This is a genomic window from Lacticaseibacillus nasuensis JCM 17158, assembly GCF_001434705.1.
In the GTDB taxonomy this organism is placed as follows: Bacteria; Bacillota; Bacilli; order Lactobacillales; family Lactobacillaceae; genus Lacticaseibacillus; species Lacticaseibacillus nasuensis.
The window spans coordinates 1-16307 of sequence record NZ_AZDJ01000022.1 but is presented as its reverse complement, the minus strand read 5'-3'; the positions used below and the strand labels follow the sequence as shown (position 1 = coordinate 16307).

Annotated in this window: 15 protein-coding genes; 9 read left to right on the top strand and 6 right to left on the bottom strand. The window is 59.4% G+C overall.

Translation table 11 applies throughout. The annotated features are described in order from the left end of the window. Positions 1 to 39: 39 nt before the first annotated feature. On the bottom strand, positions 40 to 2517 hold the full coding sequence (locus FD02_RS04960) for a TIM-barrel domain-containing protein (RefSeq protein WP_056950944.1): 2478 nt from the start codon (positions 2515 to 2517) through the stop codon (positions 40 to 42). Positions 2518 to 2586: 69 nt separating this feature from the next. Here FD02_RS04960 and FD02_RS04955 point away from each other — a divergent pair, with 69 nt between their 5' ends. Then, positions 2587 to 3441, top strand: coding sequence for an RluA family pseudouridine synthase (locus FD02_RS04955; RefSeq protein ID WP_056950942.1), 855 nt, complete (start codon positions 2587 to 2589; stop codon positions 3439 to 3441). A 243-nt stretch (positions 3442 to 3684) separates the two neighbouring features. Here FD02_RS04955 and rpmG read toward each other — a convergent pair whose 3' ends face one another. From rpmG to FD02_RS04945, 3 genes are all read right to left on the bottom strand, one after another. Continuing rightward, positions 3685 to 3834: a 50S ribosomal protein L33 gene (gene rpmG, locus FD02_RS11065; RefSeq protein ID WP_082603315.1), complete on the bottom strand. Its 150-nt coding sequence runs from the start codon at positions 3832 to 3834 to the stop codon at positions 3685 to 3687. Positions 3835 to 3915: 81 nt separating this feature from the next. Further along, positions 3916 to 4905, bottom strand: coding sequence for a DUF916 domain-containing protein (locus FD02_RS04950; protein WP_082603314.1), 990 nt, complete (start codon positions 4903 to 4905; stop codon positions 3916 to 3918). 16 nt (positions 4906 to 4921) lie between these two features. After that, a complete protein-coding gene (locus FD02_RS04945; RefSeq protein ID WP_054723255.1) occupies positions 4922 to 5536 on the bottom strand; it encodes a WxL domain-containing protein in 615 nt (204 codons plus the stop codon). A 121-nt stretch (positions 5537 to 5657) separates the two neighbouring features. Between FD02_RS04945 and FD02_RS04940 the strand changes: the two genes are divergently transcribed. From FD02_RS04940 to FD02_RS04920, 5 genes are all read left to right on the top strand, one after another. Then, entirely contained in the window at positions 5658 to 6167 is a 510-nt protein-coding gene (locus FD02_RS04940; protein WP_056950938.1) for a GNAT family N-acetyltransferase, read from the top strand. Between the two features lie 120 nt (positions 6168 to 6287). Continuing rightward, entirely contained in the window at positions 6288 to 6839 is a 552-nt protein-coding gene (locus tag FD02_RS04935; protein ID WP_054723253.1) for a hypothetical protein, read from the top strand. 175 nt (positions 6840 to 7014) lie between these two features. Continuing rightward, complete coding sequence (alsS, locus tag FD02_RS04930) at positions 7015 to 8688, top strand: acetolactate synthase AlsS (RefSeq protein WP_056950936.1); 1674 nt, start codon at positions 7015 to 7017, stop codon at positions 8686 to 8688. A 9-nt stretch (positions 8689 to 8697) separates the two neighbouring features. Beyond that, positions 8698 to 9402 (top strand): acetolactate decarboxylase, encoded by a 705-nt coding sequence (gene budA / locus FD02_RS04925; protein ID WP_054723252.1) that lies wholly within the window; start codon positions 8698 to 8700, stop codon positions 9400 to 9402. Positions 9403 to 9520: 118 nt separating this feature from the next. Continuing rightward, positions 9521 to 10267, top strand: coding sequence for a hypothetical protein (locus tag FD02_RS04920; RefSeq protein WP_054723251.1), 747 nt, complete (start codon positions 9521 to 9523; stop codon positions 10265 to 10267). Between the two features lie 11 nt (positions 10268 to 10278). Here FD02_RS04920 and FD02_RS04915 read toward each other — a convergent pair whose 3' ends face one another. Then, positions 10279 to 11793, bottom strand: a complete 1515-nt coding sequence (locus FD02_RS04915; protein WP_056950935.1) for a helix-turn-helix domain-containing protein — start codon at positions 11791 to 11793, stop codon at positions 10279 to 10281. A 478-nt stretch (positions 11794 to 12271) separates the two neighbouring features. Between FD02_RS04915 and FD02_RS04910 the strand changes: the two genes are divergently transcribed. From FD02_RS04910 to serS, 3 genes are all read left to right on the top strand, one after another. Beyond that, positions 12272 to 13852 (top strand): helix-turn-helix domain-containing protein, encoded by a 1581-nt coding sequence (locus FD02_RS04910; RefSeq protein ID WP_054723248.1) that lies wholly within the window; start codon positions 12272 to 12274, stop codon positions 13850 to 13852. After that, positions 13842 to 14510: a Crp/Fnr family transcriptional regulator gene (locus FD02_RS04905; RefSeq protein ID WP_054723247.1), complete on the top strand. Its 669-nt coding sequence runs from the start codon at positions 13842 to 13844 to the stop codon at positions 14508 to 14510. The genes FD02_RS04910 and FD02_RS04905 overlap by 11 nt, the downstream gene beginning before the upstream one ends. A gap of 249 nt (positions 14511 to 14759) precedes the next feature. Next, positions 14760 to 16040 (top strand): serine--tRNA ligase, encoded by a 1281-nt coding sequence (serS, locus tag FD02_RS04900; protein ID WP_056950930.1) that lies wholly within the window; start codon positions 14760 to 14762, stop codon positions 16038 to 16040. On the opposite strand, the gene FD02_RS11470 is transcribed toward serS, so the two are convergent. Beyond that, a partial coding sequence (locus FD02_RS11470) for a hypothetical protein (RefSeq protein ID WP_235806674.1) occupies positions 15956 to 16307 on the bottom strand: 352 nt, incomplete at its 5' end. The genes serS and FD02_RS11470 overlap by 85 nt on opposite strands.

The following is a 16307-nucleotide window of genomic DNA, read 5'->3' as shown; positions in this document are numbered from 1 at the left end:
TCTTTCTTCTAGCATAGCCCGCCGGCCGCTTCAGCACAACTAGCGGGTGATGGCGACGCGAATGGTGGTGGTGTGCGTCGGTAGCGCCGGAATGTGGATGCTGACGCCGGTTTCGCTGCGCGCCAAGGGGTCGTGTTCCCGCAGGCCAAACGCGGTGGTAACGGGGAGCTGCTCGTCGTTGGCAGTGACGCTCACGGCAGTCGGCGCGGTGGCCAAGGCGACAAACATGGTCGTCGGCTGCGCGGCTGGCTCGCCGGCGTAATGGCCCGTGGTGGCGGCGATAGTCAACGTGATCGTTCGCGGCGTGCTGGCGGCCGTAAGGTGAGTTTGGCTGATGGCGCCGGTGGTGTAGGCGAGGCTTTCGCCGTCGCTGGCCGTGACGGTCAGCGTGCTGGCCGGCCCTGGATAATAGTCGAGCAGGCGCACCGCCTGGCGGGCGGCCGGATTTTGGCTGGCCGGGGTCAAGGGGATGAGGCTGCCGGCGCGCACATAAATTGGAAACTGCCCCAGCGGTGCTGGCACATCGCTTAAGGTGCGTTCGCCGGCCATGGGCTCGCCGGTCCAAAAGTCGCGCCACTCGCCGGCTGGCAGGTACAGGTGCGCGCGGCGGCCGGCGCCGCTAGCGGTCAAGCCGTAGTCAGATTGAATCGGCGCCAACAATAGCGCCGACCCGAGCAGCAGCTGATCATTGAGGTGGCGGTAGGCGTAGCTGCTGGGAAACTCCCAAAACGTCGGCCGCAGAATCGGCGCCCCGGTAGTGCGGGCCGCCCAGGCGAGGGTTTCGAAGTACGGCAACAGCATCGTGTGATATTGCAAAAAGGCGCGGTTGATGCTGAGGTAGGGGTCGCCTGCGGCCAGACCCATGGTTTTAGGTTGGCTGCCCCAGCCGTCCATGGCAAACAGGTACGGCGTGAACGCCTTCCACTGCAAGTCCCGCGTTTGGATCACCGGGTCGTCGCCGCCGTAAATCCCGTCGACATCGCTGGCGACATTTGGATTGCCCGACAAGCCGGTGCTCAAATACGTGCCGATGTGCATAGCCAAGTTTTGCCAGTCGCTGCCGGCCTGGTCGCCGGACCACACCGTGGCGTCGCGTTGCGTGCCGGCCCAGCCGTCAACGGTGACGATCATTGGGCGCAAGTTGCGCTGGCGCATCGCCGTCCCGGCGGCGGTGGTGGCGTTCAGGCCGAAGGTGTAGCCTTCGCCGACCCAGGCGACGTCGGTTTTCAATGCCCGCACGCCGGCTTGATCCAACTCGGCGGCTAAATCGCGCTCGCCAGCCTGCGGCGCCTGCGCGTCCTTCGGGGCAAGGGCGGCTTGCGTCCACAAGCCAGTGGTGACACCGCGGCTACGGGCATAATCGGCGAAGCTACTGAGGTTGGCGAGGTCGCCGGCAAACGTGCCGGTTTGCCCATAACCCGCGCCGTAGCCGTCGTTAGGAATCAGCCAGCCCAGCGGCAAGCCGGCCTTGGCGTAGCGGTCGATGACGGCGCGGGCGGAAAATTGACGGTCGTGCTCGCCATTTAACGTCTCTCGCAGCGCGCGGCGCGGCATCCCCGCCGCATCGGGCTCGGTAAACGTGACATTACCGTTACCATAGACGTTTGGCACCAAGGACTGGCCGGCAACCGTGATGGCGCCCGGGCGATAGCCGAGGTTAAACGTTTGCGGATTCAACGGCTGGTATTCCTTGTACCAGCGGCCGTCTTCGAAGCGAATTGCGCCAGCCGATGCCGGTGTGACCGGCACCCAGTAGTCGCGGTTGTAGGCGTTGAAGTGGGCGGGATAATAGCTGAAGGTCGGGTTGAGGTTCGGCAGGCCGGTCAATTCGTGGTAGCCGTGAAGCAAACTAGCCGGCGTGTCGCCGAGCAAGAGGTAAACGTCGACGTTTTCTCCATCGTGGCTGAGCATGACCCCGCTGGCGGGATTGCTGAAGTCGTATTCGCCGGGGGTAAAGGTGTTGGCCAGCAAGCCATAGCCCGTTGTGCTCCAATAAAATGGCACGGGGCTGGAGACGCCATCTTGCGTCCAGCGGTTCTCGTTGGCAATCTGCACCAACAACCCGTTCAAGCTGACGCGACCATTTTGCGTGCCGCCACCAAAATAGGCCGGGGAGTCGGGACTGATCACGCGCATCGTCCAGCCCGTTGCCGTGAGCTGCGGCAGGCGCAGCGTCACGTTCGGCAGGGTCAGCCGGTCGGTGGCCAAGGTGATCGTGGTCGGCCCGCAGCTGACCTGGTTGCCGGTTCGCGTCACGGCTGCTTGATCGGTGGCGGTAATGATCGGCGCCGCATAATGTTGCCCGCGCCCGCCGGTGGCCACGGTGGCGTCGTGTTGGTTGGCCAACTTGGGGTCGACCGGAATGTCTGGCGTCTTCGGCCAGTCCTGGGTGCGGCTGACCTGCAGGCGCCACAAGTGTGCGTTCACCGCGCTGAGCCGGGCAAACCAGTCGTGATATTGAAACGTGACCATGCCGGCTGCGGCCGCCACGTGAGTCATTGCGTTTGGATTTTCCATCGCGAGCCTCCTGTGCTGATTATTCTAAATTTACCGCTTTCTGGTATGATTGTCAGCGGAGGAAAACAGATGCGGTTTACTTTTGAGTATCAAGCCGACGCGCCGACGACGGTGAAGCGCCTGCTGGCCCGCCATGGGGTGAGCCACCGATTATTCACCAAGCTGCTTGCGGCACGGGCCATCACTGTGGCGGGGCAGCCGACCGGCAACCGCGAACTGGCCGCCGGCGCCAAGGTGCGCTTCAGCTTGCCGGCAGACCAACCCGTGCCGCCAAGCGCCGGGCCCATTGTGGTGGTGCACGAGCTGCCAAACTGGTTGATTGTGAATAAGCCGGCTGGCCTGGCCAGTGTGCCGGGCCCCAGCAACCCGACCGATAGCCTGGTCAACCGCGCCGCCGGTTATCTCACGCAGCAAGGCATCACCGGGGCGCAGCCCGCGATCATGACGCGGCTGGACCGCGACACCACCGGCCTGGTGCTGATTGCCAAGCACCCGTACGCGCAAGGCCGCTTGGATGCCAGTGATACGGCAGTGACCAAAACCTACCTCGCCTTGATTCACGGCACGCTCACGCCGCCGGCCGGCCGGATTGCGTTGCCGCTGGGTAAGGCCGCTGATGGCATTCATCGCGAAGTGCGCGCCGATGGGCAACCCGCCGTGACCGATTACGCCACGGTGCGCACGGGTCATGACTATAGTTTGTTGCAGCTGAGCCTGGTCACCGGTCGCACCCACCAGATTCGCGCGCACCTGGCGCACCTGGGGCACCCGTTAGTTGGGGATGCCTTGTATGGCGGCGATACCAGCGTGGTGAGCCGGCAGTTGTTGCAGGCGACGACGCTTGCGTTTCGCGACCCGTTCAGTGGTCAGCTGGTGAAAGCAGAGCTGCCGGCACCGGTGGCCATGACCAAGTTGATGGCATAAGCAGGGACTGTGACAAAAGCCACAGTCCGTTTTACGTATCCGAATATTCTAGTGATGTTACGTGCCAAAAGGCTGGCATCGAGCTGATAGCTACACCAGCCACTAGGTCCAAAGTGCGGACCCAGCGTCTGGTTAGGCTATCCGTCGATGCCAAAACCGCCTTTTGTCACAGCCAATAAGAAAACCCCACGGCCGCAATGGCTGTGGGGTTTTAGTTGAAGCCTGGCCAGGCAACAAACGTGATTACTTAACTTCCGTGAAGACCACGCGCTTACGCAATTTTGGAGAATACTTCTTCAAAGAAAGACGATCTGGCGTGTTCCGCTTGTTCTTGGAAGTCAGATAGATCCGTTCGCCGGTTTCGGCGCAGGCAAGAAGAATGTTGTTACGCATCTTGTTCACCTCTGTCTATAGATTAATCTAACCTAATCATTGTACCGGAAGCTGCGGGGTTGTCAAGGCCAATTGTTGACACTAGTGACCACGTTGGCGGCGCCAGTGCCACGCCCAGCCGCCGGCGCCGGCGGCCAACGCCACCAAAACCGCAATGGCGAAAAACGTCAGGGAGCCCCAAGGCGAATTGGCCACGGGTTGATTGGCGGCGGCTTGCTGCGCGGCCGCGGCGGCACTCAAGGTGAATTGTCGATTACCTTGCCAGGTGTACTCCCCGGATTTCGCCGACATCGTCAGCTGATACTGGCCCGCTTTTAGCACCGGTGGGGCCGGGGTGAGTGTGAAGCGACTGGTGGGGGCCACCGCCAGTTGCGACCACGTCTGCGTCCAAACGGTTTTACCGGTGGCTCGAGCCACCAACGTCAGCGTCAACGAGATTTCGCCGAATTGGTGCGGCGAGGGATTTTCGATGGTGGCGCTGAGCGATTCGCCGGTGGCCGCCAGCAGGCGCAGGCTTGGCGCCGTGCCGAGATTGGTCCCAGAATGCAGGCGAATCGGCAAGGCAAAGGCGTAGCGGTTTTGTAAGGTGACGCCACTACCAGTGTTGTCGGCGTCTAGCTCGCGGCGGACATACAAGGCCCCACTAATGATGCCGCCAAAAGTGCTGGCTGGCGGGGTCAGGTGGTAGGTGAGTTGTCGGGATTCCCCAGCCGCCAGCGTGACCTCGGTGGGGCCGGTGACCAGCTTGTGCATCGAATACTCACCGGTAAACCCGGTAGGATCGGCGCGGTCATACGCCACCGCGCCACTATCCGAGGTATAGGCGGGGTTGGCGCCGATGGTGAACGTTTCCGGCGTCTTCGCTTCGTTGTGCAGTATCATCGTCAAAGTTTGCGGGTGGCCAGGGGTGACATCGAGGTCAAAATAGTCGGTGACGCCAGCGCGTTGGGCTGCGTTGAGGACCGGGGTCACGGTAAACTCCGCGCCTGCCGCGCGTACCGGTTGGGGGTTGCCGCCAACCAGCACCAGCGCCACACCCACTAGCCACCAAAGTAACGGCCGTATCCGCATGTCGGTCAGGTCCTTTCTATCCGTTGCTATCTCCGGCTGGCTCCGCCACCGTCGGATCTAATGTCCAGGTGATCGTGCCATGATAATCGCCAGCAAACACATTGTTCTGAGCAATTAGAGAGAGGTTAATGGAAGTGAGGGATACCTGGTTCACGCCCATCCCCGGCTCAGAAGCGGTTGCCGTCCAGATTGGGGTGAGTTGCCCAGCTGTGAGCGCTTGAGGGCTATAAGTGGGTGAGGTTTCACTGACGGTCGCACTATCTGGATTGGACATTAAGGTTGCCTGCAGATCATTGGCGCCGCTAAATTCAATGTTGGAATTGGCGAGTTCGTGCTCGCCGGCCTTGAGTGCCGAAACCGTCGCGGAAAGGGTCCAGCCAGTGCCGGTGCCACGAAAATCTTCAACGCGAATTTTGCCAGGGTCGCTGGTCGCTGTGAGCAGGTCACTGGCTGTGGCTAAGTTCGAAACTGAGATGCTTGGAAATGTAATATCTGGTGGCGTCTGCGTTAAATTGATCCCGCCGCCGGTGACATTCACGTCGTAGTCTGTGTCTGCCGCCTTCACCGTCTGCGCCTGCATCCCCGCGAATACCGCGAGGCCCAGGCCTGCAATTAAGCCAATGTACTTCATGAGTCTGCCTCCTTGCCGCCATGCGGCAATCTGAAATTGTGCGCTGCAATTGGCGCATATAGTTGATTACGCAAAATCGGTGGCGGATACTTTAAGCAAGCAGAATTCTTGGAGGTGGGCCATGAGATTGACGGGTGAGCGCGTTACGATCCGGGCGTTTACGGCGGCCGATGCCAAGGCGTACCTCGATTACGCCAGGGATCCCGCCGTAGCGGTGCCGGCGGGGCTGCAGCCAATTGACACGTTGGCGGAAGCCGTGGCAGTGGTGACAAATTTCGCCGCGACGAACACCGGCTTTGCGGTCACGGTGGCCGATCGATTGGTGGGGCACATCGCGGTGTACGAGCGACCCGCGGCGGATGGCGCGCCGGATCCGCACAGCCGAGAGATTGGCTACGCGCTGGCGCCGGCGGCCTGGGGTCACGGCTATATGCAAGAGGCGTTGCGGTTGATGCTGGCGGCGTTAGCGGCGCATGGCGTCGCGGCGGTGTGGGCGACGGTGTTGCCCACGAATCGGCGGTCGATTAAGGTGCTGGCGCGCACGGGGTTTGCGTATGTCGACACCGCGCCGACGGGGATTGGGCCCGACCAGCAACTGGCCGCAATCTTCGTCTGGCATCCTGAAAAATAGTTGCATTATGAAACTATCAGCGTGAAAAATGATATTTTCATTTCAAGTCAGCAAAGAATGCTCGTGACTTTGGCGAATTAATGATATACTGAAATCAACTTTATTCGTGGGGGTTTCAAAATGAGTTCGCAAGCAGAGTATGATCAGATCTACGCCAAGCGGCTGGCGGCGATTGAAAAAGAGCCGACGCTGACTGTTTTGTCCAGCATGAACCAGCCGCGCGCCAACGACGCCGGACCGGCCACCCAATACATCGTGTATACGGACTTCAAGCAAGACGCCCAAAAGCACAACAGCTACACCATTTCCGTGTTTACCCCGTATGAAAACGTCGATAAGTACGGACACGCCAAGGCCGACTTCCAATCCCAGCTGCTGTTTGACTGGGACCGCTGGCGCAACAACGCCCACATCACGGTGCTAGAGACGTTGGGTTCCGAAAGCCGCCTGGCGTTTTATGATTTTCAAAACATGGGGCTGGCCCAGCTGGCCATCAAGGCGTTCGTCAACCTCGCCAAGAAGGCGGACATCGCCACGATCGACGGCAACATCAGCTCGTTTGACAAAGAGAACTTTGCGAAACTCAACCATATCTTTACCAAGCATGGTTTCACCTTTGCGACCTTGAATGAGGCAGAAGGCATCGGTAGAATTCAGCTCACGCTTGCGTAATCTAACCCGTCTGGCTACGGCTAGACGGGTTTTCTTTGTTTCTTTTGTAATACAGTTCACAAAAATAAATGAAACAGAATAACCCGTATTACTTAACGAATTTCTAGGATTCCCACTTTCAATTAGTTACACTTATGCTATACTGACGACAACACAAATCAAGGGAGCAATACACATGACCAATAAACGCTACGGGGCCGACCTCATTGTCGAAAGCCTCATCAACCACGATGTGAAATATGTCTTCGGCATTCCCGGAGCAAAAATCGACCGCGTTTTTGAGCGGCTGGAACACCCACAAAGCGACCACGCGCCGCAATTGATCGTCGCGCGCCACGAACAAAACGCGGCGTTCATGGCCGCCGGCATCGGCCGTTTAACCGGCAAGCCCGGCGTGGTGATCACCACCTCCGGCCCCGGGGCGTCGAATTTGGCCACTGGATTGGTGACGGCGACGGCCGAAGGGGATCCGGTGCTGGCGATTTCCGGGCAGGTGAAGCGTGCGGATTTGTTGCGTAGCTCGCACCAAAGCATGAAAAACGCCGAGTTGTTTGCGCCCATCACCAAGTACAGCGCCGAGGTCCAGGACCCCGACAACGTCAGCGAAATTATTGCCAACGCTTATCAAGCCGCAGAATCCGGCAAGCAAGGCGCCAGCTTCGTCTCGGTGCCGCAGGATGTCACCGATGCCGAAGTGGCGTCGCAGCCGATTCGCCGCCTCACTGCGCCGAAGCTTGGCCCGGCCAGCCCGGCGGACATGACCTACCTGGCCCGCGCCATCAAAGAGGCGCAGCTGCCGGTGTTGCTGCTGGGCATGCGCGCCAGCGCCGAACCAATCACCCGCGCGCTGCGCGACTTGTTGTCCGTCACCGAGTTGCCAGTGGTCGAAACCTTCCAAGGCGCCGGCATCGTCTCGCGCGAATTAGAAGATAACTTCTTCGGGCGCGTGGGCTTGTTCCGCAACCAGCCCGGCGACCAGTTGCTCAAGGCCGCCGACTTGGTCATCACCATCGGCTACGACCCCGTGGAATACGAGCCGCGCAACTGGAACGCGGAAGGCGACGCGCGGATCATCGACATCGACTCGGCGCCGGCGGAAATCGATCACAACTTCCAGCCGGAAACCGAATTGATTGGCGACATCGAACAAACCTTGGACATCTTGACGCCGCTGTTGCGCGGCTATCAAGTCGCACCGAGCGCCAAGCACTTCTTGAGTGAACTGCAAGCCAAGCTGCAGCAGCGCGACGTGCCGCCGGTCGATGCCGACGCCAAGCGCAGCCACCCGTTGGCGATTGTGGCGGAGCTGCAGCAGCGCGTCACCGACGACATGACGGTGGCCGTGGATGTCGGCTCGTTTTACATTTGGATGGCGCGCCACTTCCGCAGCTACCAGCCGCGGCGCCTACTGTTTTCTAACGGCATGCAGACGCTAGGCGTGGCCTTGCCGTGGGCGATTGCGGCGACGCTGGTGCGGCCCGGCGAAAAAGCCGTGTCGATTTCCGGCGACGGTGGCTTCCTGTTTTCCGGTCAAGAACTGGAAACGGCGGTGCGGCTGCACGCCAACTTGGTGCACATCATCTGGAACGACGGCCACTACGATATGGTCAAGTTCCAAGAAGAGATGAAGTATGGCCAATCGGCAGGCGTCAACTTTGGGCCGGTGGACTTCGTGAAGTATGCCGAAAGCTTCGGCGCCAAGGGCCTGCGCGTCAACACGCCGGCCGAGCTCGGCGCGGTGTTGGATGAGGCGTTCGCCGCTGACGGGCCGGTAGTGGTCGACATTCCCGTCGATTACAGCCACAACCAGGCCCTGGGCCAGGCAATGCTGCCGGATCAATTAGTCTAGGAGGCCAGCATGGGAAAGTTATATCAACACGGCACGTTAGCGACGTTGGTGCCGGGCCTGTTTGCCGGCACGCAAACGCTGTCCGAGTTACTGACGCACGGCGACACGGGCATCGGCACGTTGACCGGGCTCAACGGCGAGTTAATCATCCTCGATGGCGTTGTGTACCAAATGACCGCCGCCGGTCAGGTGCTGCAGCCCGAGGCGACGGCGCAGGTGCCGTTTGCCAACGTGCATTACGCGGACTTTACGCCGGCGGGCACGGTGACGAATTTAAGCGACGCGCAGTTGCGGCTAGCGCTGCAGGGCAAGCTGCCTAGCGTGAACCTGTTTACGGCGGTGACACTCACCGGGACCTTTGCGGCGGTGACCACGCGCGCGGTGCGCGAGCAACAGCCGCCGTACCCGACGCTGACGGCAACGGCGGCGGATCAAGCCGTGTTTACCCGCGAACAGGTCACGGGCACGGTCATTGGTTACTGGTCGCCGACGTTATACGCCGGCATGGCCGCGCCGGGGTTTCACCTGCACTTTTTGAACGCTGCGCATGACTTCGGCGGGCATATTCTGGCCTTGACGGTGGCGTCGGCGGCGCTGGCGCTCCAACCCTTCGCCGACATTCAGCTACACTTGCCCAGCACCGACCCCGCGTTTCTCCACGAGGCCTTTGACGAAAGCAAAATCGTGGCGGATATTGTTAAGGCGGAAAGCTAAGGCGCGTTGACTTGTGCACAAGCGGTCGTTGACAGCGCTTCCAGCTATCGCTAAACTTGACCCGAAGCAACCGAATGGGGGAAGAGCGATGCGATTAACACCACCGCTTCGGGTTTTTATGTACTTGTTAACAATGGGGGATGCCAGCGTTGCCGATGCCGATATTTGGGAGGCGCGCTACGGCTTGCAGCCTCAGCGCGTGGTCGCGCGGTTCATCCGCGCCGGCTTGATTGCGCCGGTACCAGGCGGCGCGGCGTATACCTTGACCGCGACCGGCCGCGAGCAATTAGGGGATATTGCGCCGGACTTGTGGATTCATGAGTATTACCTGCCAGGCGTCATCGATTTTTACACGGCGCGCCGGCACTTCTGGCAACCAAAATTGACCGGGGTGCCGTTACTCGAGCGCCTGTTGGACCGAGCGTTATCGCGTAGTGCCGGGGATGGCGATTACGTGGCGTTGATTCAGCGCCAGCGCCTGCGCTTGGAGCTAGACACGCACCGCGATCAGGCTGCGGTGCAAACGCTGATGTGCGTGATCGCCGCGGACTTGCAGGTCAGCTCGGCGCCGGCGGACTTTGCCTACGCCACGACTTTGGTCAAGGTCGGCGAGTATGAGTTGCAGTGCCTGCGCGATTTGGTCAGCCGGTTGAATTGGACGCTGGCGGACTTCGAGCTGGCCTTTGCCAAGTGGCTGGACGCGCAGCCGCGCAAGCCATCGGTGTTCACCAATTTTGAGTGCATGACGATTGTGATGCACGAGTTGAATCACAACGTGGCCGCGTTGACCGCGCTGTACGCCACGGCTGGGGCGCGCTTGGCCACCCCCAGCGTGACCGCCAGCAGTGAAATCTTGACGCAATAAGCAAATGACCGTCACCGTGAATTCGCGGTGGCGGTCATTTTGTTGTGGCGGTGCGGTCTGGAATCAGCTTTTGCCGATAGAGGTTCAACACCGTGTGATAAAGCTCGAAGTAATCGGTGGTGGTCGCCGTCGACGTGCCAGTCGAAAATGGTTTCGTTGCGCGTGGTGGCCGCGGCGTCTTCCGGCGTGGTCAGCACGAGATCCGGCGCCGGCGCGGAGGCGGCGACGCGGCGGACAATCGGCAGGTTGTCCAGAAAGTCCAAGACGGCGTGGTTGAGAAAATCGTTGGCGTCTAGTTGCACCTTCACCGCCACGGTTTCGTCCCAGTGCAGGTAGCGCAGAAACGGCGCGAACAGGTAAAACAGCATGTCTAACACGCAAGGCGTGCGCTTGAGCACGCGGTTAAACTCGGTGCTCGGCAGGTTGCGCAGGTAATCGGCCAAGACGTCGCGCAGGTGCGACTGTTGATAGGTGATCTCCTGCGGCACGAAGAAGTCCGACAGCTTGACGTAATCGCCGTTCATGATCACAAACGAGCAGGCAAAGCGCATCACGTTTAGCGGCACCTGAGTTTGCGCTAGCGCTTCCGGCGATAAGTTGGCGCCGCTCAAGGCCCGCAGGTGGTCGAGCAACCCCGTGGCGAACTGCCACACCGGGCCGTTTTGCTGCTTGAAGAATTCATACAACGCGCGATCGGTGCGACTCGGCGGCGTGAAGATAATCGTTTTTTGCTGTAAAAAACAGAAGAAGCGCTGCTCGGCGTGCGGCACATCGGCCGGGGCGTTGAAGAAGAGCTTCGGGTCGTAGCTTGGCGCGGCGAACAGCGGGCAATCCGCGAACAGCTCGTCGATCAGCTGCACGTCGCGGACGTAATTGCCATGCGCGATGCGGACGCGGCACAGGCCCCAAAATTGGATTTCCTGCAGCGCCATCAGTGGTTCGCGGCGGGCGCTGGCCAGTTCGCGATACTCGCGGGCAATGGTCGCTTCGGAAATCGACACGAACGGCCAGCGAATGCCATGGTAGGTCAGCCAGTACAGCGTGCCTAGAAACAGGCGAATCTGCGGCTCCGGGCCGAGTAACGCCGGCTGCGTGACGGAAAGTTTCAGCTGGTAGCGTTGGAGAAATTTGCGCAACGGCGCCGTTTTGCGGGTGAGCGTCGAGCGGCTGATGAAGTGCTCAGCGGTGAAGTGGTCGGTGGTTGGGCGGTTGCCTTGCAGGAGGTAATCGATGAATTGAAAGGCAATCGAGCGCTCCATCAGATACAGGCGGTACTCATCGACGGTGAAGGGAAAAGCGGCGCGGGCCATCAAGCGCTTCTTGGCTTGCGCTGGCGTCACCTTCAAGATGCCGCCCATATCCGTGGCCAGTTCCTGAAACACGTTATAGGTCATCTGGTAAGACTGGTCCATGCGCGCGGCGAGGTCGGCGACGGTGAGGCTTTCTGCATTAAAGGCGGTGAAAATTTGAAACATTTGAAACTTTTGCCGATCGGCTTTTTCGAGAAATAAGGCTTCAAATTCCATCGCGACCCCTCCTTTTTGAAGTTTCCACCGCTAGTATAGCAAATTGGCCGCGGCGTTTCAGTCGCCCCCGCGGAATTGATGCAGGAAAAATAGTGGCGGCTATCTGAGAAAAGGGTGGGTTTGGACTCAGAATCGTGAAAAAACGTTCATCAATAATGCGTTGAAGTCCAGAAACGATAATGCGATAATAAGTGCGCGCGAAGGCGCAAGTTAATCGTGCTCGCCGGGGCAAGCAGCTACACATAGGACCACCTAGCACTCGAAAGGCAAGAAGCGCCTTTCAAGCACTAGGCGGCGCCTATGTTCCGCTGCTTTCCCGCCCTGGCTCACAACTTAATCGTGTTCGCGAAGGCAAGTAACTGCGCGTAAGTCCACCTGGTCGCCGAGCCGCACAACCCGCGGCTCACCGCCCAGGCGGCGCTTACGCTCCGTTTCTTAAGCGCCTTCGCTCACAACTTGTTTTTATAGGAGGATTATCATGCGCGGACGAGAAGACATTTTCCTGTCAACTTCAGATGCAGAGAAGATGCGGTTGTTCCGCACGATTGTGAATGCCCGGGTGGCGCAAACGCCCGTGGCGGATCGGTTGGCTTCTGAAACGGCGCAAAAGCCGCTGGTGACCGATGTGAACTTGCGGCAAATCGCGTTGCTGACGGGGCGGAACTACGGCAGCGTCTACAATACTTATAACGGTCTAGTCGAAGAACTTGAGGCCATGACCAGCAAGAGCGCCAGCGTGAAAAAGATGTTCAACCTGCCTTCCGCAGAGGTGCGGCGGTACTTGGTGGAGCAAAGTCACGCGTATCACTTTTTAATCGCCGCGTTTTACGGTCAATACAATAGTTTTGACGAATTTTTGACCGCCGAGGACACGTCGAAGGCGACGATGCTGCGGCACCTGAAGCCGATGCGCGACTTTGCGCACACGTTTGGCGTGCGCTTCTCCTACGAGGGGCTGAAGATCGCTGGGCCGGAAAAACGCATTCGCCTTTTCCTGACGCTGATTTTCTGGCTGGCCACCGATGGCGCGGCGTGGCCGTTTTCGCATTGCGAGCGCAAGGCCGTGGGGCGGGTGGTCGACGCGACGATTGACCTGTTCGACCTCGGCCGGCCTAACCTCGTCACCCGCGAAATCGCGATGTATTACGTCGCCGTGGCGCTGCGCCGGATGCAGCTGGACGAGGTGATCGAATTCACGCCAAAGCAGGTCACTTTGCAGTATCCGGTGCCGAACTTCATCGAGGAGCTCGACCCGGTGCTGCGCACGGCGGTGGCGTTGCCGGAACTCAGCCTCAGCGCGCAAATGGGCGAGTCCAGCTCGCTGTATTTCCTGTTCAACTTCCTGCCGTTTTACGTCACCACCGGCACGGACATGCAAGAAGGCGCGCTACGGCGATTCCGGCGCTATGATCCGCAGATTTACACGCTGGTCATGGAGTTTTTGGATAAGCTGCCGGTGGGGTTCATCACCGAGCACACGTTGCCGACGCCGGTGATGAATATGCTGACGGCCAACCTGTTCTCCGTGGCGATGAGTCTGCTGGAGTTCGGCGACGACTTGTCGCAGGCGCTGGCGTACAGCATCAATGACCGGCTGCACCAGGTCCCGCAAAACGAAACGTTGGCCGTGAAGGTGCACCAAACTCTGGAACACGTGATTGTCAGCGAAAACCTGACCGATTTTCACGCGCACCTAGACGTGTTAAGCGACTCGTTTTACCGCAATGTCTTGCAGTTGGCGACGCAGTTCTTGCCGCAGGTGAAGGTCAAGGTGGCGGTGGTCATCGAACAGACGCTGCTGGGGTACGTCGACTTGTTGGCGTTTCTCATTGCGCAGCCGATGGTGGTACTGGTGTCGCCGAACGAAACGGATATCGACGACGCGGATCTGGTCATCGAAAGCGCCACGGTACCGGATGCTTCGGGCAAGATCGGGCCGGACACGCATACCTACAAGTGGGCGGCTAACTCCAGTAATGACTGGTTCGGCGAGCTGTACGCGACGATTCGCCAAATCTGGGAAGACAAAATGAGTGTGAGTGAGAACGTTGACTACTAAGCAACCTGAGCACCTGTGTGTGCAGCGCGTGCCGATTTTTAACCACCTGCCGCACGCCGAGCTGGTGCAAATCGAAAATCTGGTGCGGCATCAGCATTTTCAAACCGGCGAGCCGCTGTATCTCGCCGACAGTCCCGCCGGTGCGTTGTATATTATTCACGCCGGCAGCGTGGCGGTGGTGCGCGGCAGCGCCAATGGCCGCGAGCAGCTGGTGCGCCAGCTGACCCCCGGCGATTTTGACGGCGACCGGGACTTATTCCAAGACGCGACGCATCAAGCTAGCGCGGTAGCGGAAAGCCCGGTGACGGCATGCGTGCTGTACAAAAGCGATTTTCAGCGCCTGTTGGAACAAGAGCCGGCGATTAGCCTGGCCGTGATTGCCACGCAGGCGCGGCGCATCGACGAGCTGGAGGCGCAAACCACCTTGGTCACCACCGCCAGCGTCGAGACCCGGCTGGCCCAGTGGCTGCTGAAGCAACCCGCCGACAACGGCACGGTGACCTTACCGATGAAGAAAAAGGCGTTGGCCGCTTACCTTGGCACTACGCCGGAAACCTTGAGTCGCAAGTTGCGCGAATTAAGCGACGCGCAGTTGATCGAAGCGGTGCGCCCCAGCGTCATTAAAATTCTGGACGCCGCCGGGTTGCGCGCCGTGTAGCTTTGCGGTATGTTTATCGTAATTTGAAACACGTTGACGCGCCCATGGGTAGCCCAGAGAGCAGGCGGTTGGTGGAAGCCTGACGAACCCGATTCCAGCGCACGAGTGGGTGGCGATGAGCCACACGGCACTGACCGTTAGCAGCAATTAAGGGTGGTCTTTGACCAAACTTGGGTGGCACCGCGGAACTAGCCTTTCGTCCCAATTGGATGAAGGGCTTTTTGTGTGCATTTTTGAAGGAGGAGCAGCATGTTAGACATGAAGTTGATTCGCCAGCAACCGGACTGGGTCAAAACCAAGCTCGGTGCGCGCGGCATTAAACCAGAGGAAATTGATGAGCTGTTGGTGCTGGATGAAAAACGTCGCAGCATTATCGTGCAAACCGAGGACTTGAAGGCCAAGCGCAATCAAGTCAGCGGCGAAATCGCGCAAAAAAAGCGCGCCAAGGAACCCGCCGACGAGCAAATCAAGGCGATGCGGGCAGTCGGCCAGGAAATCAGTGGGCTCGATCAGGAGCTGGCGAAGGTTGACGAGCGGGTCAAATACATTCTGGTGCGCCTGCCGAATTATCCGGCCGATGACGTGCCGATGTCGTTAAACGAGGACGACTCCCGCGAGGAATACAAGTGGGGCACGCCGCGGCAGTTTGACTTTACCCCCAAGGCCCACTACGAGCTCGGCGAGGCGCTTGGCATTTTAGACTTCGAGCGCGCGGCCAAGGTGTCCGGTAGCCGGTTTGTCTACTACCGCGGGGCGGGTGCGCGGCTGGAACGTGCGGTGTACAACTTTTTCCTGGATGAACATTACCGCGAAGGCTACACCGAAGTGATTCCGCCGTACTTGGTGAACAACGATTCCATGTTCGGGACCGGGCAGTTCCCGAAGTTTACCGAAGACGTCTACACCATGACTAACGATGGCGAGCCGATGACGTTGATTCCGACCGCCGAGGTGCCGTTGGTGAACTATTACCGCGGCGAGGTGATCGATGCGGCTAAGCTGCCGATCAGCGTCACGGCGTTGTCCCCGGCGTTTCGCAGCGAGGCCGGCAGCGCCGGCCGCGATACCCGCGGCTTGATTCGGATGCATCAGTTCAACAAGGTCGAAATGGTCAAGTTCTGCAAGCCGGAAGACTCGTGGACCGAGCTGACCAACTTGATTCATGACGCCGAAGAACTTTTGCAAAAGCTGGGCCTGCCGTACCACGTCATCACGTTGGCCAGCGGGGATGCCAGCTTTACCTCGGCGAAGACCAACGACCTCGAGGTGTGGTTACCGGCACAAGACACTTACCGGGAAATCTCCAGCTGCAGCAATTGCACGGATTTTCAGGCTCGCCGCGCCGGCATCAAGTATCGGGACGACAATGGCAAGACGCAGTTCGTCCACACGCTTAACGGCTCCGGCCTGGCGGTGGGCCGCACCGTCGCCGCCATCTTGGAAAATTACCAAAACGCGGATGGCACGGTGACGATTCCTGATGTCTTGGTTCCATACATGCAAGGCCAAACCGTGATCGAACCTGAATAAGCACGCGAAAGGTGGGCAAGCTGCTCACCTTTTTTTATTTTCTTCGCGAAAAATGCTTGACCGGCCAAGCTCTGGTTGATAAGATAGTCTGCGTTGTGTTGAGCACAACCCGGTGCCATCAAGGCTTTGCCTGATGTGCCGGCAAACATTTTTCCGCAGTTTTGCTTGACGAGTGCAAGCGGAACGCGTAAGATGTAAAAGTTGCCGTTGAGGCAACCGGTAGTCCTTTGAAAACTGAACAAAGTTTCGTAAATGTGATAGGGCTTT